General features: G+C 58.1%; 25 protein-coding genes. 4 read left to right on the forward strand and 21 right to left on the reverse strand.

Features of this window, described 5'->3' with window-relative positions; genetic code table 11:
* Positions 1-6: 6 nt before the first annotated feature.
* Complete coding sequence (guaB, locus tag CGERO_RS08575) at positions 7-1,527, reverse strand: IMP dehydrogenase (RefSeq protein WP_123935070.1); 1,521 nt, start codon at positions 1,525-1,527, stop codon at positions 7-9.
* A 171-nt stretch (positions 1,528-1,698) separates the two neighbouring features.
* Between guaB and CGERO_RS08580 the strand changes: the two genes are divergently transcribed.
* Positions 1,699-2,073: a DUF5319 family protein gene (locus tag CGERO_RS08580; RefSeq protein ID WP_123935072.1), complete on the forward strand. Its 375-nt coding sequence runs from the start codon at positions 1,699-1,701 to the stop codon at positions 2,071-2,073.
* Between the two features lie 79 nt (positions 2,074-2,152).
* On the opposite strand, the gene CGERO_RS08585 is transcribed toward CGERO_RS08580, so the two are convergent.
* Positions 2,153-3,148, reverse strand: a complete 996-nt coding sequence (locus tag CGERO_RS08585; RefSeq protein WP_123935074.1) for a hypothetical protein — start codon at positions 3,146-3,148, stop codon at positions 2,153-2,155.
* Positions 3,141-3,707: a sigma-70 family RNA polymerase sigma factor gene (locus CGERO_RS08590; RefSeq protein ID WP_123935076.1), complete on the reverse strand. Its 567-nt coding sequence runs from the start codon at positions 3,705-3,707 to the stop codon at positions 3,141-3,143. Before CGERO_RS08590 ends, CGERO_RS08585 begins: the two co-directional genes overlap by 8 nt.
* Positions 3,708-4,025: 318 nt before the next feature.
* Between CGERO_RS08590 and CGERO_RS08595 the strand changes: the two genes are divergently transcribed.
* Entirely contained in the window at positions 4,026-4,307 is a 282-nt protein-coding gene (locus CGERO_RS08595; protein ID WP_123935078.1) for a WhiB family transcriptional regulator, read from the forward strand.
* 57 nt (positions 4,308-4,364) lie between these two features.
* Here the strand turns inward: CGERO_RS08595 and groL are convergent, their stop codons facing one another.
* From groL to alr, 9 genes are all read right to left on the reverse strand, one after another.
* A complete protein-coding gene (gene groL / locus CGERO_RS08600; protein ID WP_123935080.1) occupies positions 4,365-5,981 on the reverse strand; it encodes a chaperonin GroEL in 1,617 nt (538 codons plus the stop codon).
* Positions 5,982-5,990: 9 nt separating this feature from the next.
* Positions 5,991-6,287 (reverse strand): co-chaperone GroES, encoded by a 297-nt coding sequence (gene groES, locus CGERO_RS08605; protein WP_123935082.1) that lies wholly within the window; start codon positions 6,285-6,287, stop codon positions 5,991-5,993.
* A gap of 152 nt (positions 6,288-6,439) precedes the next feature.
* On the reverse strand, positions 6,440-7,486 hold the full coding sequence (gene tsaD / locus CGERO_RS08610; RefSeq protein WP_123935084.1) for a tRNA (adenosine(37)-N6)-threonylcarbamoyltransferase complex transferase subunit TsaD: 1,047 nt from the start codon (positions 7,484-7,486) through the stop codon (positions 6,440-6,442).
* Entirely contained in the window at positions 7,483-7,971 is a 489-nt protein-coding gene (rimI, locus tag CGERO_RS08615; RefSeq protein ID WP_123935086.1) for a ribosomal protein S18-alanine N-acetyltransferase, read from the reverse strand. The genes tsaD and rimI overlap by 4 nt, the downstream gene beginning before the upstream one ends.
* On the reverse strand, positions 7,968-8,615 hold the full coding sequence (gene tsaB / locus CGERO_RS08620) for a tRNA (adenosine(37)-N6)-threonylcarbamoyltransferase complex dimerization subunit type 1 TsaB (RefSeq protein WP_123935088.1): 648 nt from the start codon (positions 8,613-8,615) through the stop codon (positions 7,968-7,970). Before tsaB ends, rimI begins: the two co-directional genes overlap by 4 nt.
* A 4-nt stretch (positions 8,616-8,619) precedes the next feature.
* Positions 8,620-9,096, reverse strand: a complete 477-nt coding sequence (locus tag CGERO_RS08625; RefSeq protein WP_123935090.1) for a hypothetical protein — start codon at positions 9,094-9,096, stop codon at positions 8,620-8,622.
* A 93-nt stretch (positions 9,097-9,189) separates the two neighbouring features.
* The gene (locus CGERO_RS08630) at positions 9,190-10,794 is read right to left on the reverse strand and encodes an aspartate:alanine exchanger family transporter (RefSeq protein WP_123936090.1); all 1,605 of its coding nucleotides are present in this window, start codon (positions 10,792-10,794) and stop codon (positions 9,190-9,192) included.
* Between the two features lie 353 nt (positions 10,795-11,147).
* On the reverse strand, positions 11,148-11,645 hold the full coding sequence (gene tsaE, locus CGERO_RS08635) for a tRNA (adenosine(37)-N6)-threonylcarbamoyltransferase complex ATPase subunit type 1 TsaE (RefSeq protein WP_123935092.1): 498 nt from the start codon (positions 11,643-11,645) through the stop codon (positions 11,148-11,150).
* Positions 11,642-12,739, reverse strand: coding sequence for an alanine racemase (gene alr, locus CGERO_RS08640; RefSeq protein ID WP_123935094.1), 1,098 nt, complete (start codon positions 12,737-12,739; stop codon positions 11,642-11,644). Before alr ends, tsaE begins: the two co-directional genes overlap by 4 nt.
* 92 nt (positions 12,740-12,831) lie before the next feature.
* Between alr and CGERO_RS08645 the strand changes: the two genes are divergently transcribed.
* The gene (locus tag CGERO_RS08645; protein ID WP_123935096.1) at positions 12,832-13,668 is read left to right on the forward strand and encodes a dienelactone hydrolase family protein; all 837 of its coding nucleotides are present in this window, start codon (positions 12,832-12,834) and stop codon (positions 13,666-13,668) included.
* Here the strand turns inward: CGERO_RS08645 and CGERO_RS08650 are convergent.
* The 7 genes from CGERO_RS08650 to rplM all read right to left on the reverse strand — a co-directional run bounded on the left by CGERO_RS08650 (position 13,665) and on the right by rplM (position 20,390).
* Positions 13,665-13,856, reverse strand: coding sequence for a hypothetical protein (locus CGERO_RS08650; protein ID WP_123935098.1), 192 nt, complete (start codon positions 13,854-13,856; stop codon positions 13,665-13,667). The two genes, CGERO_RS08645 and CGERO_RS08650, sit on opposite strands and share 4 nt — an antisense overlap.
* Entirely contained in the window at positions 13,853-15,283 is a 1,431-nt protein-coding gene (locus CGERO_RS08655; RefSeq protein WP_123935100.1) for a hypothetical protein, read from the reverse strand. Before CGERO_RS08655 ends, CGERO_RS08650 begins: the two co-directional genes overlap by 4 nt.
* Positions 15,280-15,570, reverse strand: coding sequence for a hypothetical protein (locus CGERO_RS08660; protein ID WP_123935102.1), 291 nt, complete (start codon positions 15,568-15,570; stop codon positions 15,280-15,282). Before CGERO_RS08660 ends, CGERO_RS08655 begins: the two co-directional genes overlap by 4 nt.
* 94 nt (positions 15,571-15,664) lie before the next feature.
* Positions 15,665-17,008 carry a phosphoglucosamine mutase gene (gene glmM, locus CGERO_RS08665; protein WP_123935104.1) on the reverse strand — a complete coding sequence of 448 codons (1,344 nt, stop codon included), beginning with the start codon at positions 17,006-17,008 and terminating at the stop codon, positions 15,665-15,667.
* 136 nt (positions 17,009-17,144) lie between these two features.
* A complete protein-coding gene (locus CGERO_RS08670; protein WP_123935106.1) occupies positions 17,145-19,022 on the reverse strand; it encodes an acyltransferase family protein in 1,878 nt (625 codons plus the stop codon).
* 391 nt (positions 19,023-19,413) lie between these two features.
* Complete coding sequence (gene rpsI / locus CGERO_RS08675; RefSeq protein ID WP_123935108.1) at positions 19,414-19,950, reverse strand: 30S ribosomal protein S9; 537 nt, start codon at positions 19,948-19,950, stop codon at positions 19,414-19,416.
* The gene (gene rplM, locus CGERO_RS08680; protein ID WP_123935110.1) at positions 19,947-20,390 is read right to left on the reverse strand and encodes a 50S ribosomal protein L13; all 444 of its coding nucleotides are present in this window, start codon (positions 20,388-20,390) and stop codon (positions 19,947-19,949) included. The genes rpsI and rplM overlap by 4 nt, the downstream gene beginning before the upstream one ends.
* A 352-nt stretch (positions 20,391-20,742) precedes the next feature.
* On the opposite strand from rplM, the gene CGERO_RS08685 reads away from it, so the two are divergent.
* Positions 20,743-22,035 carry a hypothetical protein gene (locus tag CGERO_RS08685; RefSeq protein ID WP_123935112.1) on the forward strand — a complete coding sequence of 431 codons (1,293 nt, stop codon included), beginning with the start codon at positions 20,743-20,745 and terminating at the stop codon, positions 22,033-22,035.
* 156 nt (positions 22,036-22,191) lie between these two features.
* On the opposite strand, the gene CGERO_RS08690 is transcribed toward CGERO_RS08685, so the two are convergent.
* Both CGERO_RS08690 and CGERO_RS08695 read right to left on the reverse strand, forming a co-directional pair.
* Complete coding sequence (locus CGERO_RS08690; RefSeq protein ID WP_123935114.1) at positions 22,192-22,479, reverse strand: WXG100 family type VII secretion target; 288 nt, start codon at positions 22,477-22,479, stop codon at positions 22,192-22,194.
* Positions 22,480-22,494: 15 nt separating this feature from the next.
* On the reverse strand, positions 22,495-22,812 hold the full coding sequence (locus tag CGERO_RS08695; RefSeq protein WP_123935116.1) for a WXG100 family type VII secretion target: 318 nt from the start codon (positions 22,810-22,812) through the stop codon (positions 22,495-22,497).
* Positions 22,813-22,815 lie beyond the last annotated feature (3 nt).

Below are 22,815 nucleotides of genomic sequence, written 5' to 3' on the forward strand. Positions count from 1 at the left end.
CCCTTGTTAGCGGTAATTCGGTGCTTCGACCGTTTGCTGGATGTGGTGCGGGTGCGATTCCTTCAGGCCAGCAGAGGTGATCTGAACGAACTTTGCCTTTTGGAGATCCTCGATGGTGGCCGACCCCGTGTATCCCATTGAGGCACGTAGACCACCGACGAGCTGGTGGGTGATTGCCTCGATCGATCCACGGAAAGGCACGCGACCCTCGATGCCCTCGGGCACGAGCTTATCTTCGCTCTTCACGTCCGCCTGGAAGTAGCGGTCCTTGGAGAAGGAGCGCTTTTCGCCAGACAAACCGCGACCCTGCATTGCCCCCATGGAGCCCATACCGCGGTAGCGCTTGTACTGCTTGCCCTGCACCACGACGATATCGCCGGGAGCTTCGGCCGTACCAGCCAGCATCGATCCCAGCATTACCGATGAAGCGCCGGCAGCCAGTGCCTTGGAAATATCACCGGAGAATTGCATGCCACCGTCGGCAATGATCGGAACGCCCGCTGCGTGCGCAGGCACGGACGCCTCCATGATGGCGGTGATCTGGGGCGCACCAACGCCCGCCACCACACGGGTCGTGCAGATCGAACCCGGGCCAATGCCCACCTTGATCGCGTCTGCGCCGGCCTCAATCATGGCCTTGGCCGCGCTGCGGGTGGCGAGATTGCCGCCGATAACATCAACGCGATCACCAAATTCCTTCTTCACACGCGACACCATGTCCAGAACCCCTGAAGAGTGTGCGTGGGCGGAGTCCACGACGAGGACGTCCACGCCGGCGTCGACAAGTGAACCAGCACGCTGCCAAGATTCCTCGCCAACACCGATGCCCGCGCCCACCAGCAGGCGGCCAGATGCATCCTTGGACGCGTTTGGGTGTTGCTCCGTCTTGACAAAGTCCTTCACCGTGATCAGGCCAGTGAGCTTGCCTTGCTTATCGACGATCGGCAGTTTCTCAACCTTGTTCTGGCTCAGCAGTTCAAGGGCTTTTTCCTTGCTCACGCTTTCTTCGGCAACCACTAGCGGCATCCGCGTCATTACTTCGGAAACCTTGCGTTCGAAGTCTCGCTCAAAACGCATATCGCGGTTGGTGCAGATGCCAAGCAGCGTGCCGTCCTCATCCACCACCGGCAGGCCAGAGATGCGATAACGGGCGCACAGCGCATCCACCTCAGCGATGCTCATCTCCGGGGTGCAAGTCACCGGATCGGTCACCATGCCGGATTCCGAACGCTTGACCACCTCAACGTGCTGCGCCTGCTCCTCAACGGAGAGGTTGCGGTGCAAAATGCCCATGCCCCCCTCACGCGCCATCGCGATGGCCATGCGTGACTCAGTGACGGTATCCATGGCAGCCGAGATGATAGGGATATTCAAACGGATATTGCGGGTCAATTGCGTGGCCGTGGACACTTCGCTGGGGATCACATCGGAAGCGTCGGGAAGCAGCAAAACATCGTCAAAAGTAAGACCAACCAAGGCGACCTTATTTGGGTCGTCGCCGCCGGTGGATACTTGCGTATTCGTCATGGAAAAGATCTCCTCACACCATCATCTCTCGCACAGGCCGGTCTGCACACTGGTGCATCTAGCCTACCGCGTGTGTAAAGCCACGCTAAGTACTCAAGAACTTTCCTGCAGCTTTCATTCCTCAGCCGCAGCACTTGAAGTTCGGTGTTGCCCCCATTTAGGCTGGCTTGGGTGAGCTTCGATTGGCAAATGCCCAAAGATCCCTTCGCAGACGACGACTTTGATCCTGCTTCGCTTTTCGACGACGAAGAAGAGCAACTGCCTCCATTGAGCGATCAGGATCGCGAGCAGATCAAACAAGAACTGCGATTCGTCTATCAATTCCGCGACGCACTATTGCCCCGCGGCGTGCTCGGTGTTCTGGCAATCTGCGAAGAATGCCAGGAAGAGCACTACTACGACTGGGACATCATGATTAACAACATGAAAGCCACCCTCGCTGGAGAACTCAGCCCAGCGCATGAACCGAGCATGAACCCGGATCCCAACGCCTACGTGCCGTGGGACTACTGCCTCGGTTACATCGACGGTATGAACAGACGATAATTTTGGCCACAAGAAAACGCCCGGACCACGTATCCGGGCGTTCTTTTTGTAGCTACCGTGGGTGGCTTCAGCCGGAAGATTAACCGGCAGCCTCCGGGGAGATGCCCTGCACCACGTCATTGATCGCCTGGGGAATGCTAGGTCCTTTGTCCTCGGCCGGTTTCTCCTGGGAAGTCTCCTCTACTGGCGAAGGAGTTCTCGGGGCAGTTTCCTCAGCGGGAGCCTCCGGCGAAGGCTCTGGAGATTCCGCGACGGGCACCTCCTGAGTGGTGCTTGGCGTCTTGGACGAAGACTCAGCCGGGGTCTCCGTAGTGGTTGGCAAGTCTCGTGGAGGTGCCACTGTTGTGGTCGGAACAGGCAACGGCTTCTGCTCGGGCTCCGGGGTGACAATGTTGGCTGAGGCTTTATTCACCAACGACTGCCCCTTTTCACGCCCCTGTGGCTTCATGCGATTCACCAGAGCCTGCGCCTCAGCCAATTTTTGCTTGGCGCCCTCAATGTCTCCACGAGCTTTGAGCTCATTCGCCTCTTGGAGCGTGGATGCAAGCTGCACCACCTCCACATCGTGGCCACCGAAGATCTGCTGGTTCAGCGAGTACAGCGGGGAACCCGGTTCGGCGTTGTGAATGACGACCCCACTGCCGGCGATCACCAGGGTCGCTGCGGCAGCGCCAACCAAGCCATGCAGGAAGGCTCGGCTACGACGGGGGCGCAGCTCCACAACGTTTGACTTTTCCGCTTCGGCTACGGGATGCTCTCCGGCCGCCGCATATTCGGTTTCTCGCGATGCGAAATAGCCACCCCGGCTGGAGCGCGCTTCCACCGCATCCACCACTGGCAGTTCACCAGTTACCGCTTCAGAAAAACCCGCGAAGCCAAGTTCTCTCAGGGTGGGGGCTGGAGGAAGATCACTCATTACGTCTTGGCGTGCGAGCAATAGCAGGTGTGCGAGTTCATCTCCACCGTTGCTCGGATCCTCACCCCGTGCGAGCGCAGACAGAAATTCGTCATCTGCGCGCAGCATTTCAAGATGCCGGCGAGTGACGTTTCCCTGATCCGGCTGCCGCTTATTCATTCCCACGCTCCTGATCCAGAGCCTTTCTCAACGTTGCTAGGGCTCGATGCTGCGCAACACGGACAGCACCAGGGGTACTTCCGAGGATGGCAGCAGTTTCGTCTGCACTGAAACCATTAAACACTCTGAGAATTACAACTTCTCGAGCTTTGTCACTGAGTACATCGAGAAGATCACAGATCCTGTTACTTCCAGCTTGCACCATAGTCAAATACTCTGGCGACTCGTGCTCAATTTCAGTGTCGGGAACGTCCTCCGTTGGATTGGACAGATCCCGCTTGTAGTAGCGCATCGCATCCGCCACTTTATTCGAGGCGATACCGTACACGAACGCCATAAAGGGTCGCCCACGATCAACGTAACGCTCAATGGAATTTGCCAACGCGAGGCAGGTTTCTTGCGCCACGTCCTCAGCAGTAGGATGGCGTCCACCCGACATCCGGGCACGACAATAGCGAAGGATAACGGGATAACAAATCTGAATTACATTCTCAAGCGCGTGGCGATTCCCAGCTTGAGCCAGCGGCACTAATCGCTGGAGCTCGTCCTGGTCACTCACGCGTTTGCTCCTTTAACAGCATTCAGACGCAATTGTTTGTTCTGAAAATTCTAATCCCTCTGGCAGGGTTTTCCCCAACGCCCAGGTGTTGGGTTCATACATGGGGGTAAATCAAACTCTGCGCATTGGAATCATCCCTGCTCATGCTCCAATGCATGGGCCGGCATACCCTGAACTTCATCGCAAGTCCTTCGAAACATCGCCTAAACGCCACCTATTCATCACATGATGTTCACCTTGGGAACGCATGCTGGTGCGCGAGGTTGCAGTTGGAAACCTCCACGCCATGTTGAAGGAAAACGAGGAGTCAGTAACGCAATGGCAAGCACCACCATTCTTCCTGGACCATACACGGTGCAATGGGATTGGCGGCTCGAAGGAGCCTGCCGAGACGTACCTTCCGATACTTTCTATCACCCCGAAGGGGAACGTGGACGGGCACGCGCCAATCGGGAACGCCAGGCCAAAGAAATATGTGCGCAATGTCCCGTGCTTGTTGAATGCCGCAACCACGCGCTGAACGCGGGTGAGATCTACGGCATTTGGGGTGGCATGACTGAAGGTGAACGCCAGCGCTACCTCAGAACTGTCCGCATGTAGATACACGAAGGAAGGCCCGGGGATTCTCCATCCTCGGGCCTTCAAATACGCAACGCGCTAGTGATGGTGGTGATGGCCACCCGCCTGCGGCGCGGGGGCAGCAGGCTTTTCCACGACCGATGCTTCGGTTGTGAGCACCATGCGAGCGACGGAGGTCGCGTTGACCACCGCAGAGTGCGTAACCTTTACAGGATCGATGATGCCTTGTTCGATGAGGTTGCCGTATTCCATGGTGGCGGCATTGAAGCCTTCACCATTCGGCAGCTCGGAGATGCGGGAAACGATAACGGCACCGTCCTTGCCGGCGTTGTCCGCAATCCAATAGGCGGGCTTAACCAGGGCACGGCCTAGCGCAAGCACACCAACCTTGGCATCGCCTTCGAAATCTTCAGCAAAGTTTGAAAGCTCTGCGGCAATCTGCACCAGCACGGAACCGCCACCAGCAATAACGCCCTCTTGCGCAGCGGCGCGAGCGGCATTGATGGCATCTTCGACGCGCAGCTTTCGCTCCGACACTTCAGTTTCCGTAGCAGCGCCAACCTTGATGACGGCCACGCCACCGGAAAGCTTGGCCAAGCGCTCTTCAGCCTTCTCGCGATCCCAAGAAGAATCGGTGTTGGCGATTTCACGACGAATCTGCTCGCGACGGCGTTCCACAGCCTCTGCCGTTCCGGCACCATCGACGATGATGGTTTCGTCCTTGCTCACCGTCACGCGACGAGCGGAACCGAGAATCTCGGGGGTGGCCTCGTTGAGCGTCACGCCAACTTCCGGATCCACCACAGTTGCAGCAGTCACCACAGCTAGGTCATCCATGAACGCCTTACGGCGCTCACCGAAGTACGGTGCCTTGACGGCCACGGCCTTGATGGTTTTACGGATCGAGTTCACCACGAGGGTCTGCAGCGGCTCGCCTTCAACGTCCTCAGCGACGATGAGCAGTGGCTTGTTGGATTCCACAACTTTCTCCAGCAGCGGAAGGAAATCCGGCAGGGAGGAAATCTTGTTGCGCACCAACAACACCGCAGGATTGTCCAGGACTGCCTGCTGGGAATCCGTATCCGTGATGAAGTACGGCGAAAGGAAGCCTTTGTCAAAGGACACGCCTTCGGTGACATCCAGGTAGGAATCGATGGATTGGGACTCCTCGACAGTCACTACGCCGTCTTTGCCCACCTTTTCCATTGCGGCCGCGACCATATCGCCAACCTCGGTGTCGCGGGAAGACACGGTTGCAACGTTGGCGATATCGGCGGCCGAAGATACTTCCTGCGCACGCGCGAGAAGCTCGTCGATGACCTTTTCAGCACCAGCCTGAATGCCGCGGTTGAGCTCGATGGGGTTCGCCCCCGCTGCCACGTTGCGCAGACCTTCGGTGATGAGCGCCTGCGCCAAAAGGGTGGCGGTGGTGGTGCCGTCGCCAGCAATGTCATTAGTCTTGACCGCCACAGACTTCACCAGTTGAGCGCCGAGATTCTCGAAGGGATCTTCCACATCGATTTCACGGGCGATGGTCACTCCATCGTTGGTGACGGTGGGGCTACCGAAGCTCTTGTCCAGCACAACATTGCGTCCGCGTGGCCCGAGCGTCACTTTGACGGCATTTGCCAAGGTATCGACGCCTTTGAGCAGCCCTTCGCGAGCTTCTTGATCAAATGCAATCAGCTTTGCCATGGTTGGCCTTTACTTTTCGATGATCGCGAGGATGTCGCGCGCGTTGAGCAGCAAGTATTCTTCGCCGTTGTACTTCAGTTCGGTGCCACCGTACTTGGAGAACACCACGGTGTCGCCCTCTTGCACGTCCATAGGAACGCGCTTATCGTCGGCGAAACGGCCGGGGCCAGCAGCAACGACGGTGCCTTCCTGTGGCTTCTCCTTGGCGGAATCCGGGATCACCAGACCAGAAGCAGTGGTGGTCTCAGCTTCGCTGATCTTGACAAGAACACGATCTTCCAGCGGTTTGATATTGACGTTTGCCACGATGTTTCCTCCATTGATGAAGCATTTTCGGATGTGCGCCGGTTGCATGTGCCAGCACAGCCGTCGTCGCGGGTGAACAACTGTGTGTTTGAGACAACCTCTTGGCACTCTACCCGCTAAAGTGCTAACCCTTCAAGCGTGATTGCTCTGAGCTAACTCACGATTGGGAGGCTCACATCGAGGCCCGTATTGGTGCCCGCAGTCAGCGAGGAAGGCGATGCACCAGCGTGAATCAGTTCCGCAGCCAAGGCCGCAATCATCACCCCATTATCCGTGCAATATCGCAGTTCGGGAACCTTGAGCTGCACGCCAGCGGAAGCGCAACGCGCCGCCAGCAGACTCCGTAGTCGGGCGTTGGCTGCCACCCCACCGCCTAATAACAACACCTTGGCACCGGTTTCCTTGCACGCGGCAATTGCCTTCGCAGACAGCACGTCGCACACCGCTTCTTGGAAGCTGGCGCACACGTCAGCAACATTAACGCTGCAACCTTCCCTCTCGGCGTTTTCGACGTAGCGAGCCACGGAGGTTTTGAGCCCAGAGAAAGAGAAATCGAAGCGATGCTCGCCGCGCATTTCGTCAGCACGCATCAGCCCCCGGGGGAAATGAATGGCTTTACGGTTGCCTTTTGCCGCCATACGATCAATCACCGGCCCGCCCGGATACCCGAGCCCAAGCAGGCGAGCGACTTTGTCGTAGGCCTCGCCCGCGGCGTCGTCAAGCGTGGCACCAAGCTCGCGCATGGGCTTGCCCACGGCATCAATTTCAAGCAACTGTGTGTGTCCGCCCGAAACGAGCAGCGCCACACTGTGCCCAAGCTCCTCGCCATCCAAATGAGCAACTGCAACGTGGCCGCCCAGGTGGTTCACCCCATAAAAAGGCACGTTCCAGGCAGCTGCATAGGCCTTAGCTGCAGATGCCCCCACGAGAAGCGCACCCGCCAAGCCAGGCCCTACAGTAGCTGCAACAGCATCGGGGCGTTCTACTCCCGCTTCTTCCAGCGCTGCGCGCATGACCGGAACCATTTGCTCCAAATGCGCGCGCGAGGCGATCTCGGGCACCACCCCACCGAAACGGGCGTGCTCCTCCATCGAACTGGCCACAGCATTCGCGAGCACCTCCAGGGTGCCGTCATGGTGGAGACGAACCACGCCCACACCAGTTTCATCGCAGGAAGATTCAATTCCGAGAATGATCACAGTTCATCACCTTCGTGTTGTTGAGCCTGCTCCAGCAAGCGCGCGGGGCGCACCATGGTGAAAGCATCGGCACCGGAGGGCTGATAGTAGCGCTTTCTCACACCGATCGTCTGAAAACCAAAGCGCTCGTACAAATTGATCGCCGGCACGTTATCCGTGCGAACTTCCAGGAATATCGGCCCGGCAAAGCGGTCAGCTTCAGCGCACAGGTGCTCCATGAGCACACGGGCGAAGCCTCGGCGCTGCATCTTCGGATCAACGCCAATGGTGTGGATCTCAAACTCTGGATCAGTAGCAGGCCCCATCTTGGCCAGTCCCGCGTACGCCACCAGCGCACCTTCGTGCTCGATGCCCAGATAGATGCAATAAGGCTGCGAAATTTCGGCGCGAAAATCCGCGGCGCTCCAGGGGTTGTCCCCCGAAAACAGTAATAGCTCCAGCTCAGCGAGGCGTGGAGCGTCGTCGCCTGTGAGTCCCCGAATCATGACGCTGGGTGCACCAGCGCGGGTGAAATACGAACCACAGGCTCCTTGGCATCGGGTCTGCGCAGATACAGCGGCTCCGGCGGCTGGGGGGCGCTGAAATCAGCAACCGCCACCAACGATCGGGCTCCCAGAGCAGAGGGCATATGCTGTGCACCGCGTAAGGAACCTGGCAGTTGTTCAATCAGATGCTCGGGCACGATGAGTTTCGATGCGGAATCAAATGGCAATTCTGCAGGCTTGCACACGCCGGGGCCATCAATCACTTCGCCATTGCGGATCAAGGTGAAATACACTTCTTTGCGCCGAGCGTCGCTGAGCACAAGTACTTCGCCTTCCACGCCGTGCGCCATAGCTTGGTGGGTGCTCACGCCATCGATGGGTAGGTTCAGCGCATCGGCAAACGCCATAGCGCTCACCATGCCGACGCGCAACCCCGTGAAAGGCCCAGGACCACACCCCACGACCACACCATCGAGGTCTGCGAAGCTGAGGCCTTGATCTTCCAACAGCACCTGAACAGCGGGCACGAGCACCTCGTTGTGGCGACGTGGTTCGTCGAAAAGCTTCTGAGCGAGAAGCTCTTGATTACGAACTAACCCCAACACCAAGGTTGGGGTCGCACTATCAATAGCAAGAACTAGCAATGGCTTAACCTGCGAGGTACCAGGTGTGATCCTGGAGGAAGAACGGGGCCAAGCTCATCGGATCAACGCGGGTGGGACGACCCGGGAACCTGCATAGATCCACCTTGGCGGTATCCAACTTAATGGCCTTAAACTGGCCTTCGCGATCAGCCAGCACAATGTAGTTCGTGTCTTCCGGGATCTTGCGCTCCTTCAGCACGAAAAGGTTGGTATCGGCTCCGACCTTTTCAATCTGCTCGAAAGTCATGCCTGCGCAAATGCTGATGCCCTGGGTCCACTCGGTGCCGTAGAGATCTGCCATCGCAAGGCCCACGGCGGAGATATTCTTGCTTTCCATGTCCGACAACGTTGACTCCAGGCGCTTGCCCTCTACCGGGGTGTCCGCGTTGCGGTTCGCCGCGACAATCATGCCAGCGACCAACAGCAGGAAGAGGACGATCAAAATGGCAGCCAAGGCCTTAAGTGGTTTGGGAAGGCTCATAGTGGGATTCCTTTCATTCTGCGGCAGCGCAGCACAGTGATGCTCTGTAAGAAACGCTACTACGGATAGAGCGATGGCATGTAACGCGTGTACCTAAAGCAGCAATATGAGCACAACCTGGCAGGCAATAATCTTGCCGATCATGGCCGTCGGGTATACCGTCGCGTAGCCGCGAGTAGCCAACTCCGTGCCACTCTGACCATTGATATAGGAGATTACAGCAGGATTAGTGGTCATACCTGCGGCAACGCCCATCGCTTCATCCCATTTCAGTTTAAGCAGAGGCATACAAATGGCTGCGCTTATTACCGCGTTGAGCAGAGAGATGATGAGCCCTGCTCCTATCACCTTGAACGAGGACGGGTCTGTCAACGCGTCGCGGAACCCCACTCCCGCTTTGGTGCCCACTCCGGCCAAGAAAAGGCTCAAACCGAGAGTGCTGATGGTTCGATTGGCGTGATAAGGGATTTGCCAACGTACTGAGCTGGTGCGTTCCAAAGCGCCCAGCACCAAGCCAGCTACGATCGGACCACCGCCGAAACCCAACGTCAGAACATTACCGCCGGGCAGCGGGATCGGGATAATGCCGATGAACAAGCCTAAGAAAAGACCGATAAAAAATGGCAGCAGGTCTACATCCGCAAGCGAACGCTCCGAATCTCCCAAAAACTTACGAACCTCAGGTAGACGATCATGCGTGGTAACGACACGCAACCTGTCAGAGTAGTGCACTACATCTGTTGGCAAAGGAACCTCGTCGCGGTCGCCACGCCTGGCGCGCACAATGAGAAAGCCTTTCGACGCGGTGTTCAGCTCTTCAATGGTACGCCCCACGACAGCCTTATTGGATACAGTAACGCGGGTATACCTAAGGAAGTTACTGTCGAGGGTTACATGCACTTTTTCGCCCAATATATCAATGGCGGCCTCAAGTGCTTCTGCAGTACCATTGAGCACCAAGATCATGCCCTCTTCCAGCGGGTGCTCGCTGAGCGCCAATTGATGATCAGTATCGCCATGAATGACACGAGAGGCGATAATCTGTTGGCCTGTGATGTCTCGAAGATCGCCAACAGTTCCGTCGATACCAGGACGCAAACGCACCGCTTCCCACATCAGCGGATCCAAAATCATGCCCTCAGATTTCGCATCCCGATGATGGTTTACCTTCAGCAGCTTGGCACCTACTGCGGCCACCACAATGGAACCGATCACCGCACCGGGATACGCCAGCGAGTAACCAACCACTGGTTGCGAAGATTGGGCAGGATCGCTGCTATTCAGCATGTTCACCATCGCAGCCATACCCGGAGTCGATGTTAGGGAGCCCGCAAACATGCCGGCGCCGATCTCATGATCTAGACCAAGCGCGCGCACAACTACTATGGCAACCCCGCTAAGGAAAACTAACAGCAACGCAAGAAAGACATTGAGTTTCCAGCCTCGCGATTTGAATTGCGCAAAGAAATCCCCACCGGCCTCCAAGCCAATGGCATACACAAATAGTGCGAGCCCAAGCTGGTACAACAGCGGTGGAAGCTGCAGATCAGGATTCAGCGTGGACAATCCCAGTGCCACGAAGAGCACGGCTGCGGCACCAAGAGAAATGCCAAGGATCCTAATCTTCCCAAGCGCTAAACCCAGCGCGAGGATCAAGACCAGTGTCAAAAGCGGCTGTGTTGCCAAGTAGTCGAGCACGACCAATACCTCATTATTTCCAGTACCCAGGAACTGTTCAACACTGCCGCCGATGCTGATTCGACAGCGTCGTAAAGAAATCCACGCCGCCACGGAATCATCGCGAGGTCATCAAACGCTGCGCCGAAACGCCCCTGGCGTGGATGGCCCCCTACCAGGTGCAGCTTCGCATCGCTCGAGCACTGCGCGCACAGCTCGTATGTACTTAGGGAATGTTTCTTTCAATTGTTGCGCCCTTTCGCCACCGGCTTCAAGCTACAGATGCAAAGTGTGTCTGAAATCCTTTGCGTTTGTGAGAAAAACCCTAACTGCGACGCCGAAGGGCCGGACCTTCCTCAAGGCATCTTGCGCCCTTAGCCCCTTGAGCGTGCTGCATCGACCCGGCGCCAGGAGATGATCCGCGCCTCGGATTCGGGGGTTTCATCAACAGCCGTGGTGCGGTCGATGATGACGTGAATGTAGCTCTCTGCAAGCTGTTCCATCATGCCGCCGCCCCATTCCGCAACAACGACGGCTCGATCCATCTCGGTGATGAGGTCCAGGGACTCAAGCGCGTCGAGGGGATCCTCCCCTGCCTCTAGCAGGCGATAAGCATCGACGTGAATCAGCGTTGGGCCAGCCCCGTTGGGGTGATGTTCTCTGGCGATTTGAAACGTTGGCGAGGTTACACGGCCTTGCACGTCAAGCCCCCGGGCGAGCCCTTGGGTGAAGGTTGTTTTGCCGGCGCCTAGTGGGCCTTCCAAGATCACCACGTCACCAGCACCGAGTTCCTTTGCCAATTGCTGCGCGCACGCTTGGGTTTCTGCGGCAGTTTCGCACCGAATACTGCGGTGTTGCTCGTCGATCATCATTTTTCTCCTTTTACTCCGCCGCTATACACCCGGCGGGTGCGCCCACCCAGCATGCACATCACTTCGTAATTGATCGTGCCCATTGACGCCGCAAGCTCGCTGACGGCCGTGGCTTGGCCGCCGAGGATTTCGACTTCTTCCCCCGCACGCACGTCTTTGGGATTATCTCCCAGGTAAATCAGGAACTGATCCATGCAGACCCGACCAACCTGCGGGTAGCGCTGCCCGTTGATCGCCACTTCCAGGTGGCCCTGGGCGCTTCTTGGTAGCCCATCGGCGTAGCCCGCCGATACCACGGCTATCACGCCTTCTTCCGGCGCGTGCCAGGTGTGTCCGTAACTCACCCCGGCCCCCTTACTCACGGGCTTGGTCATCGTGACCGTTCCTACCCATCGCAGGGCGGGTTGCAGGCCATGATCTTCGCCCACCACCGGTTCCTCGCCAAACAATGATAGTCCCGCGCGAACCATGTCAAAGCGGGCCTCGGGAATATTGAGCGCCGCCGGTGAATTAGCAATATGGTTGCAGGCAAGCTCAAGCCCAATGCTTCTGCCCAGCGCAATGGCCTGCTCAAACTTGCGAACTTGCGCGCCGGTCAGCGGTTGCGCGGGATCGTCGGCAAGCGCAAAATGGCTCATTAATCCCTGCACGTCCACATTGCTGTTGTGGAGATCCGTCATCACTTCGTGCCAATCATCCTCGATGAGACCCGAACGGTGCATTCCTGTATCAACTTTGATCACTACACGGCCGCGCCCATGGGCAATGACACGCTCCGCTTGGCTTTTCGACGCCACCGCCAGCGTTATCCCCGCATCCAACACAGCCGCGGGATCCTGGGTTGGGCTCCATAACCAACACGTGATCGGCACCTGCACGCCCGCATCGAGCAATGCGTGAGCCTCCTCCATGGTGGCAACACCGAAGGCATCAGCTCCTGCAGCTTCCATGACGGGGGCCACGGCTACAGCGCCGTGATTGTAAGCATCGGCCTTGAGTACGCACATGAGTTTCGCTGGAGCCACAAGGCGTTTCAAGGTTGCCGTGTTGTGGGCGATAGCGTCCAAATTGATCCGCGATTCCAGCAAGTTCATAGCGAACCATTGTGCCACCATCTTCCACGAAAGTCTTGGCACAACGAAGCCCTGCCACAACTCTGAAGTTACATGCACTATCCTTGGGTTTCGTGGCTACAAAACTGTCCAAGCAACTTTCCAAAGTATCCAAGCGCGGCCCGCACCGCGTCCTCGTTGGCGACCTTGCATACGCTGGCCTTCCCGGGCGTGTCTACACCCCCGCAGAAGGCAATGGCATTCCCGGAGTGGTGTTCGCCCACGACTGGAAGAAAGACATAGAAAAGTACCACGGCACATTGCGCCACCTCGCTAGTTGGGGTTTCGCCGTCGTAGCCCCCAACACAGAGACGGGGTGGATCCCCGACGCGCGCGGGTTCGCAGCAGACCTGGAAAGCGGACTGCAAATCCTCACCGGAGTGAAACTCGGAACCGGCAACATCACCGTCTCCCCCGGCCGCCTGGGCTTGGTTGGCCACGGAATGGGCGCCTCGGCGGCGGTGCTTGCGGCAGCCCAGCGCGATAACCTTCGCGCCGTTGCAGCGCTGTACCCAGCGAAAAGTCACCCCAAGCCCGAGGACGTCGCCTCCCGAGTGAGCGCTGCAGGCCTCGTAATCTCCACAAACGAAGAGCCCATCTTTGACTTCGGCAACGCCGCCAAAATCGCCCACAACTGGGGTGGCGACGTGGTGTACCGCGAAATGATCAAGGGTGGCGCCCACGTCCTCAGCGAGGACATTTTGTTCAAGCTCGCAACCGGCACCGGCGGTATCAAAACCCGGGTGCGCGAGCAGGTTCGCGGCTTGACCACCGGCTTCCTTCTGCACCAACTAGCTGACGAAAAGAAGTACTCGGTGTTCTCAGATCCAGAAGCGGAACTGAAGCACAGCGACGTTTACTCGGGTGAAGCACTTGAGGCCAAGGCAGACATGGGAACTTTCAAGCCTTAATACTGCGAGGCAGTTCTGAGCACTCCCCGAACGCGCCCACGGCGCCGGGGAGCGTTTTTGTTGTGCTTCACCTGGTGTTTCTTCGTTTGCTGCACACTAGCCTCGGCGGCCTTTACCGCCCTTTCAAATTCGGCAACCCGCTGAGCGGTCTGCCTACGGAACTCCTCTAAGTAGGCCTCGTAACTCATGACCATCCTCCGGCTTTCTTGGCGTGTTCGGCGGGTGGCGCCGCCTCAGGCTGTGGCTCGCACACCACCTCAGGTGCGGGTGGCGCTGCTGGTTCAGGCGCTGCTGGTTCGGGCGCTGCTGCTTCCGGTGGCGTCGGAGCCTCAGGCTCAGCAGCGATTGTTGGCGGCGATTCAGGAGCCGGGGCTGGTTCGGCTGGTGCCTCGGGCGGCACTGCCGCTTCAGGTTCAATGTGTTCGGGTTTAGTTTCTTTCGGCGGCGCTGGAGTCTCAGCGCTGGATTGCTGCGCGCACTGCTCTGCGGCTTGTCCGCAGGCCTCAATGTCGATATCGGCCTTGATATCAATGTTGATGCCAAAGCCGCTGCTACTTTGTTGCGTCTCCACATCGGGCGTGAGTCCCCCTGAAATGATCTCACCGAACATGCCTGGACCATTCGGCGGCGCGGCCATGGTTGGTGTGCTCATGGCAGGTGGAGTCATCGCGGGTGCAAGCCCGCTTTGCGCTGCGGACACCACCCCCTTGCCCGCGCTCTGAATGAACTCCCCGACTGCCCCAAGCGCGGCATTGACGCCTTCCGCTCCAAGTGGCGGCGTGGGCAGTGCTGAGCCCAGGCTTGCAGGTTGCACTGGCGGTGATCCCATCGCCCTGGGCTCTGATGACGCTGAAGTTGGGGTTGTCGGCGGTGCCGGATCGGCTTTGGGCACCGGTGTTGCCTGAGATGCTGGAGCAGCCTGGGGTTGTGTTGGGCACGACTGAGGCGGCGCCTGTGCTTCGGGCGCTTGTGGGCTTTCACTGGGATTGACGCATGCCTCCGGTTCGGTTGCCGCCTGCTCACACTCGCCGATGAGGGTGTCAAAGCAATCATTGATGGCCTGATCTCGGGCGCTGCACGTGCCCATGATGAGCGAGGCTGCGGCGTCAATCAAACCACCGGCGGTCTTGATCAAACTTGGGAAAACGGTCGTTCCGACAATCGGGTTGAGCACCGGGTTCGCTGCCATGATCGCTGCAAGCAGCGGCTGCATTGCGGTACTGAGCGTGGCGAGGGCAGCGTCACAGGTGAGCGCAGACTCCTGATCGATCGTGCTGATGACGCTGCCTGCGCGGGCGGTTGCTTGGCCAACGCAAACGTTGCGCTCGTGACCACGTACAACGCCTCGCAGGAGCTTTTCCAAACCAACGCCGATGGCGGCCTCTGCAAATTCACGCAGAACGGTTTCGAGCAGCGGCCCCATCGGACGCAGTTTGCCTGGGTGACTTCGCCCTCCCACTTGGCTCGCGGCCTGCTCGATCATGCTGGTATCCAGACCTGCGGTGGAGTTAAAGGCATTACTGAGAGTTGCACTCGAGGTTTTTGGCCCCGGGTACAAGCCATTTGATGCGGCTTTCAGTTGTGCAACGGCGGCGTCGAAAAGCTCTATGTTCACCGCACACCCCTGAGTACTTCGGCATTCTGTTCTTCGGCCTGCTGAGCGTTATCGACTTCAGCGTGCGCGAGCCCCGTGGCTCGCTCAAGGTGCTGATAACGCTCAAGATTGGCTCGGTGCAAGCGGGCAAAGAGCTTGATTAATGCATGGCCTTTGGCTTGGAAATCGCGGCCAAATGCGCTCGGCGCTAGGGTCGGCTCACCCTCGTGGTGATGCTGGAGCTGCTGAGCAGCCTCGGACTCCAGCGCGCGAAGTTTGTTTAAAGCTTCGGCAACATCGAGTGCCATGTGGTTCATTGTTCCCCCCAACAATTGTTGTGACCGGTTGGATGAAAACACCGGCTCTACAACTATTGGACGTAAAAAACCACTGAGCGGTTCCCTAAACTTTGGAAACTACCGCCGCCAACGCACCTGCGATGCGCCGCGCCTTTTCTTCTGCCTCGGCCTCCACCATGACGCGGAACAATTCTTCGGTGCCGGAGGGGCGAAGCAGGACGCGGCCAGTATCGCCGAGCTCATCGTTTGCGAACTCCATCGCCGCCACCACTTCAGGGTGCGACTGGATACGCGACTTATCAGAAACCGGGACGTTGATGAGCACCTGCGGCAGCACCTTCATCGCGCCGGCCAGAGACTTAAGGGACACGCCGGTGTGCGCCATGCGCGACATAATGGCAAGGCCAGTGAGCGTGCCGTCGCCGGTGGTGCCAAAATCGGGCATGACAATGTGGCCAGACTGCTCGCCGCCGAGGCTGAACCCGCCCTCGTTGATCTGTTCAAGCACGTAACGATCCCCCACTTTGGTGGTGAGCAGCTTAATGCCAGCCTCGCGCATAGCGATGTGCAAACCGAGGTTGCTCATGACGGTGGCAACGAGCGTGTTCTTTCGCAGCTCTCCATTGTCCTGCATAGCCAGGGCTAAAATCGCCATAATCTGATCACCATCGACGATCGTTCCCTCAGCGTCGACTGCGAGGCAGCGATCGGCGTCGCCGTCGTGAGCGAGGCCAAGATCCGCCCCGTGTTCCAGCACTGCCTGACGTACCTGGTCAATGTGGGTAGAACCGCAATTGTCGTTGATGTTGTAGGCGTTGGGCTTGTTGTGGATGGCGACTACTTTGGCACCAGCGGCCTCATAGGCCATCGGAGCAACTTCGCTGGCAGCTCCGTTGGCACAGTCCACCACCACGGTGATCCCGTCGAGGTCCTGCGGCATGGCTGACTTCAGGTGCTTGAGGTAGTGCTCGCGGGCGTCGGTGGCTTCCTCAATGACGCGGCCAACACCGTGGCCGGTGGGGCCGGAATCTGCAAGATCTTCCATCACTTGCTCAATTTCGTCCTCCACATGGTCTGGAAGTTTGTGGCCGCCTTTGGAGAAGAACTTGATGCCATTGTCCGGCATTGGGTTGTGGCTCGCGGAAATCATTACGCCCATGTCCGCGCCGTAGAAATCGGTGAGGTAGGCAACCGCTGGCGTGGGCAGCACGCCAACGCGCAGGACATCAACGCCGCGGCTCGACATGCCAGCGGCCAGGGCCGCGGCGAGCATCTCGCCGGAAACTCGGGGATCGCGGCCAATGACTGCCACCGGCCTTCTGCTGCCACTGCGGTTATCGCGCGTGAGCACTTCGGCCGCAGCAGCACCTAAGCGCAGGGCGAGTTGGGCGGTGAGTACTTTGTTGGCAAGGCCGCGAACACCATCAGTTCCGAAAAGTCGAGTCATGGCTTTTATTATGCCCGCACACCCCCGAATCCTCCGATTGCCTAAGGTTTCTGCAGCTCAGCAGCACCTTTACATTTTCCCACTTCAGGCCCTCGCAGCCCCCGTCGAAGCGGTGCGGCCAAAGCAGCAACCAACGTTAGGCACCGCACTGGGCGGGGATCTTCTTATCGTCTTTTTTCCACTGCAGGAAAGCGTCATAGATGGTGTCGGCATATACGCTTGCGCCCTCGACAGTGGGGTGGATCCCGTCGTCGCGTAGCACCAGGGGATCAGTGGCTGCCGCCTGACACCAGGGAGCCACATAGAGATTGTCGTAGCGTTTGGCCGCGGCAAGGATGGCTTCCCTCGAATATGGAATCCAGGGGCGGTCGCCATAAGGGTCGGTAATCACCACAACACGATCCGGCCCAAGGACGTCCATTACTTCGTCCATGAGTTCATCATCAACCTGGGAGTTGGTGCCAAAGCCCAGGACAACAAAACGGTCCAGGGTTCCGTTATCGATCATGTATTGCAGGATGCCTTTGCCTGTGACGAGTGCTCGGGAGACTTCACCGTCGACATAGATACCCGGGAATTTTGCCCTCAAACCGTCCGAGCTGGCGAGCATGACGGAATCACCTATCGCCGAGATCTGCTCCCCCTTCGGCATTTCGCGCACCGGCTTGGGCGGTGCTGTGTCTGCAGCTTGCGCGGGTGCATCCTTTTTCGCGGCCGCGGAATTGAGGAATTGCTCAATGTCCGTTTTATCAGGGGCCGTGGCCAACGCAGCGGTGGCAGCTACGGGGATCACCAGCACGGCGGCGATGGTGCTGATCCAAGCCCGCACGGGGTTGAGATCAGGTGAAACCAAAGTTTTGGCTTGTCGACGCGCCGCCTTAACATATCCGCCGCGACGAATCGGCGTTTCGATGTGACGATAGGACCACGCGGATACCGGTAGCGAGAGGCTCAGGGCAAAGAGCGCCAAAAGCTGCCACGACTTTTCCGGAAACCAGTGGTGCAAGAGCTGGATGACCGGCCAGTGCCACAGGTAGAGCGAAAAGGAGCGTTCTCCAAGCCAGCGCAGTGGCAGAGTACGCATAAGCGTGGAAATTGGCCCGGCCTCGAAGACTACAGTGCCCAGCACTACTGCCGTGAGCAGGCTTGCCCCCAACAATCCGCCACGGTAGGTGACAGCGAGGTCATCGCCCATCGTCACCATGAGCCACATTAGAGCGATGAAAGCCAGCAGGCCGAAAAAACCGATGGATCTTCTCGAATTTCGCGTCGGCATTGGCCAGGAATCGTGCGCTCGAGCGTTCGTTGAGGTCAGAAGCGTTGCCAAGGTCGCCCCGATGAGCAACCCGAACGCGTGGGTATCAGTGCCGTAGTAGACCCGGGTTGGATCTTCACCCGGGACAAAGAGCGCCACCATTCGCCAGGCGCTCAGCAGCGCGAGCATGACAAAGACCGCGCCGAACACTGGTCGGATTTTCAATCCTCTGTAGCGGATGAGCCACAGTAGGCCAACCACCAGTGGCGGGAAGATGATGTAGAACTGCTCCTCTACTGCCAGCGACCAATAGTGGGCAAAGATCTGTACTTGGTCTTGGCCAAAGTAGGTGTTGCCGTTGGCGATTTGCACCCAGTTATTGACAAAGAAGAGCGACCCCCAGAATTGTTTGTCAATGCCCACGGCCAAGTTGCCCCCAAACCAGCGGGCAATGGGCACCACTATGAGCAACACCATCGTGGCTGCGGGCAGGATTCGGCGCAGGCGGCGAATCCAGAAGTCTTTCAAACTGATGCGTAGCGTTGCCGCGTACTCGCGCAAAAGCAAGGAGGTGATGAGAAAGCCGGAGAGCACGAAGAACACGTCCACGCCTAGGTAACCGCCCGGCAAGATCGGCTTGGCAAAGTGGTAGATCACTACCGATAGCACCGCGATGCCACGCAGACCATCGATGCCCGGCACGCGGCGGATCTTCTTGCCAATGGGTCGGCCGCCGAGGTCCTGGGGTTCCACCGTCATGGGGAGGCGGGGACGGCGGAATCGTCCGAACCGCCGGGTACCGGGGACCTGTCCGTTATGTGAAAGTGTGGCCATTGCTCGCGCTCGCATTGGTAGTTTTCAGCTCCTCCACCGGTGCGCGCAGGAGAAGGATTCGGCGTTGCCAATCCCGGGGGAATCGGCCGACCACAACTGCGATACGTGGTGAAAGGCAATGAAGGGAACCAGGTTATCCTAACAGGCTCCTGCCGTGGACTTGGCGCTTTTGATTGCCTGCTTGTGGCGGTGTTGCTCACGTCTAAGTTGGGGGGCGGGGTCGTCGAAAAGCGCAAAGCAGACGAGATAAGCGAAGCGCCACCCCCAACCTGGTGTACCAGGATGAAAGTGGCGCTGTAAACCTTGAGGCGCAAGCTTAACGCTTGGAGTACTGCGGGGCACGACGTGCCTTGTGCAGACCAGCCTTCTTACGCTCGACGGCACGAGCGTCACGGGTGAGGAAGCCGGCCTTCTTCAGGGCGGCACGATCAGCCGGGTTGTACAGGTTCAGTGCACGGGCAATGGCGAGGCGGAATGCGCCAGCCTGGCCGGTAGGGCCGCCACCGGTGAGGTTTGCCACGATGTCGAACTGACCCTCGCGGTCGATCAGGGCCAAAGGCGCCTTGATCAACTGCTGGTGCAGCTTGTTGGGGAAGTACTCCTCCAGAGTGCGGCCGTTGCAGGTGAACTGGCCGGAGCCTTCAACCATGCGAACACGCACGATGGCGCGCTTACGACGACCAACGGTCTGGATGGGGCCTTCGTGCAGCGGAGCAGCTTCGGTCTGCTCGGCCTCTGCCTCGGGTGCAACGACGTCACCAATGGTGTTGGTGAACTCCTCAGAAGCAGCGGTAGCAGCGGCGATGTCGGCTGCGTCGGCTTCGAAGTTTTCGGTTACGTTCTGTTCGCTCACTGGGACACCTGCTTGATCTCGTAGGTTTCGGGCTTCTGGCCTGCGTAGGGATGCTCGGAACCGGCGAACACATGCAGCTTCTTCACAGCAGCACGGGAAAGACGGTTGTGCGGCATCATGCCACGCACGGATTCCTCGATAACGCGCTCGGGATGCAGGTCGAGCGAACGACCAAGGGTCATGCTCTTCAAACCACCCGGGTAACCGGAGTGGCGGTAGCGCATCTCACGCTCGCGCTTGTTGGAGGAAACGTGAACCTTGTCAGCGTTAATGACGATCACGTGGTCGCCGCAATCAACGTTAGGTGCGAACTGGGGCTTGCCCTTACCGCGCAGCAGATCAGCTACGTGGGTTGCAAGACGACCAAGCACAACGTCAGTCGCGTCAACGACGTACCACTTGCGGGTGATGTCACCGCTCTTCGGGTGGTAAGTAGACACTGAATGACTCCTTTAAGTCTGTCTAGAACTGCCAGCCAAAAGTATCGAATGGAAGATCACACACGGCGGCCGGTGGAGACCCGAGGTGACCTGCTGCGCGCCCCAAAAAGGCGCACTCCACACAGGCGCTCTACCCTACCCCATGAGGGCTGAACAGCCAAAATTGCTTAGGGGCTTTTAGCTTTTCGACGGCTGCGTGGCAGCGTTGGTGGCGATCATGACGGGAAAGGCGATCTGCCCGGATCCAGGTGCGCGTTGGGGGCGTCTCAGGATCCGGCTATGGGTGTCAGGTTCAGTCCAAACCCGTTTGGGCGGTTGTCTTGGGACCGAATTTGGGGGTTGATTAATAGGTATGACTATCAATGAGAAGGACAACACCGATCCCGTAGGCACGGCAGCAAATAGGGTAACGAAGTTTTGGCGCACGGGTTCCGAGGATGACCAAGAGAATCGCGAAGGCTCGGTGGATAACGAAAAGGATGCACAGAACCACGAAAAGGGTTTTCTGAAAGGAGAGAACCTAGGTTTCTTCCTAGACGAGAGTGACAAGTTCAAACAAACTGAATTGACGCCGGACACCTTTATACACCCCCAAGATGTTGCATTCTTAAAGAACGAAACTGATCCTAAGGACAAGTGCCTAGCAAGGCTTCGTTCCTGGGTGAACGGTTATGAAGGAAAGAAGATCAAAGAGTTCCAAGCCGATGATGCAACGGGGCTTCCGCTCTACCCGGCGGTTCCGCAACCCTTCATGGGGGATCTCTCTGCCCCTCGCTTGTTAGTAGTGAGCATGAACCCTGGTTTTCATGAGTACTCCGACTGGGTCATGGGTCGCCCCTTCTCTGATTTGCTGGGTTCGACACCTGGCAGGCTGCGGAATCAACTCGGAAAACGGTTAGGCTTTGATCCAAGCGATAGCACTGATGAGAAGGCGCAACGTGTTCGCAAACTAGCACGAGAGCAATGGAAACAAGAACAAGAAAAGCTGCTGCGACACATCAGAGGCGAAGAAGTCTTAGTCCCTTGGTCTATGGACGGCAGGAGCCCGGACTTTGCCTTCTGCCCTCCATTAAATTGCCATGGCGATGGTGCCAGCTTTTGGGGCGGGGGAGAACTATTTCCACAGGATCCCGAAGAGTGGACCTCGGGAGAATACAACTGGCACACCACCTACTTTGGCGCGCCCCGAGACGAAACATATCTGCGATCTCTCTTTCCAGATGAAGAGAGGGAGACATCAACCTCAGACTTGGTAGCACAAGTCGAATTGCATCCCTACGCGTCTAAAACTGGTGCGAACCTAAAAAAGTTGCTGCATTCCGAAGATTTCGAGCTCAACGTCTCAGACCAAAATGCAGATTTCGGGTGTTTCTTGCCTTCTCAACGGCCCATTTTGGAGTACGTGCGCACCTTCATGGAAACGGCTGAGGAGAGAAACGCCATCGTTGTATTCCGAGGTTCGCTCTTCGGCGATAATGGCGTCAAGTGGCTGGACAACACTATCAAGTCGAGCGAATCTGCAAAAGAAAGATGCTTCTACCGTGATCACCAAACCTTATATCTAAAAATCAGTGATGTACTTAAGAACCGAGCCACAGATAAACCCACTAACAAGGCTGCCCTCAGGAAACTTTTGAGCCCTTAGAGCAGCCAAGACTATCGAGACACGAAACGCGCAACCCGCCCAGGTTGCGCGTTCGTTATGGAGGGTTGTGTGGCGCCAATCAACGCAGCAGGCCTCGCATTCGTTGCCATTCAACGGGGCCTGGTGGTTGATGAGCGCGGGGCGTCGAAAAGCTTTCTAGCCCCAAGAAGCTGCTGCCAAACGGTTCACCTCGCTCATGCGCTCGTTGCCCTGGCGGACAGTGTTGGCGATGGTGGAAAGGATCGTGTTGAGCTCAGCGGCTGCTCGATCCCACTGCGCCTGGGCCTGCTGGTAGGCGGTGGCGGATTCGCCTTCCCAGGTGCTCACCATCGGTTGGATTTGTGCGCGCAGAGATTCCAGCAGCGCGTTGATACGCCCGGACGTGGATTGGATGTCCCCCGCTGCGGCTTCGATTTCACCGAACCCGTACTTGATCATGTCCATATTTCCCCCTTTGGTTTAGAGTGCCAGGCCCTGGCCGCCAACGGCGTTGAAGGCGGCGACGTTGTCGGCTTCGGTGTGGTCGAAGGATCCTGCATTGGAGCGGATGTTGTCGGCGATGGACTGCAGCGCCTGCTGCAGGTCGCGTGCCGATGTGTTCCAGCGCTCCATCAGCCCATCGAAGCTGTGCTGAGCACTACCCGCCCAGGATCCGCGCACGGCATCAACCACGCCACGCAGCCTGGTGAGTTCCCCCTGCACCTCATTATTGGTGTCATCTACACGTCCGGCGGTGCTCACCATGACGTCGGATTCAGTGCGAAACGCGTTCGTCACCTC

Origin of the sequence: Corynebacterium gerontici (assembly GCF_003813985.1) — a bacterium.
Lineage (GTDB): Bacteria > Actinomycetota > Actinomycetes > Mycobacteriales > Mycobacteriaceae > Corynebacterium > Corynebacterium gerontici.

What these genes read in the sequence shown, in the direction of transcription:
- alr (WP_123935094.1), bottom strand. Translation starts at nt 12,739, where the DNA reads ATGAACTTGCTGGAATCGCGGATCAATTTGGACGCTATCGCCCACAAC.
- CGERO_RS08670 (WP_123935106.1), bottom strand. Translation starts at nt 19,022, where the DNA reads ATGACGGTGGAACCCCAGGACCTCGGCGGCCGACCCATTGGCAAGAAG.
- CGERO_RS08650 (WP_123935098.1), bottom strand. Translation starts at nt 13,856, where the DNA reads ATGAGTTACGAGGCCTACTTAGAGGAGTTCCGTAGGCAGACCGCTCAG.
- CGERO_RS08585 (WP_123935074.1), bottom strand. Translation starts at nt 3,148, where the DNA reads ATGAATAAGCGGCAGCCGGATCAGGGAAACGTCACTCGCCGGCATCTT.
- CGERO_RS08625 (WP_123935090.1), bottom strand. Translation starts at nt 9,096, where the DNA reads ATGAGCCTTCCCAAACCACTTAAGGCCTTGGCTGCCATTTTGATCGTC.
- CGERO_RS08660 (WP_123935102.1), bottom strand. Translation starts at nt 15,570, where the DNA reads ATGGCACTCGATGTTGCCGAAGCTTTAAACAAACTTCGCGCGCTGGAG.
- CGERO_RS08685 (WP_123935112.1), top strand. Translation starts at nt 20,743, where the DNA reads ATGACTATCAATGAGAAGGACAACACCGATCCCGTAGGCACGGCAGCA.
- guaB (WP_123935070.1), bottom strand. Translation starts at nt 1,527, where the DNA reads ATGACGAATACGCAAGTATCCACCGGCGGCGACGACCCAAATAAGGTC.
- CGERO_RS08595 (WP_123935078.1), top strand. Translation starts at nt 4,026, where the DNA reads ATGGCAAGCACCACCATTCTTCCTGGACCATACACGGTGCAATGGGAT.
- tsaE (WP_123935092.1), bottom strand. Translation starts at nt 11,645, where the DNA reads ATGATGATCGACGAGCAACACCGCAGTATTCGGTGCGAAACTGCCGCA.
- CGERO_RS08690 (WP_123935114.1), bottom strand. Translation starts at nt 22,479, where the DNA reads ATGGACATGATCAAGTACGGGTTCGGTGAAATCGAAGCCGCAGCGGGG.
- glmM (WP_123935104.1), bottom strand. Translation starts at nt 17,008, where the DNA reads ATGACTCGACTTTTCGGAACTGATGGTGTTCGCGGCCTTGCCAACAAA.
- rimI (WP_123935086.1), bottom strand. Translation starts at nt 7,971, where the DNA reads ATGATTCGGGGACTCACAGGCGACGACGCTCCACGCCTCGCTGAGCTG.
- groL (WP_123935080.1), bottom strand. Translation starts at nt 5,981, where the DNA reads ATGGCAAAGCTGATTGCATTTGATCAAGAAGCTCGCGAAGGGCTGCTC.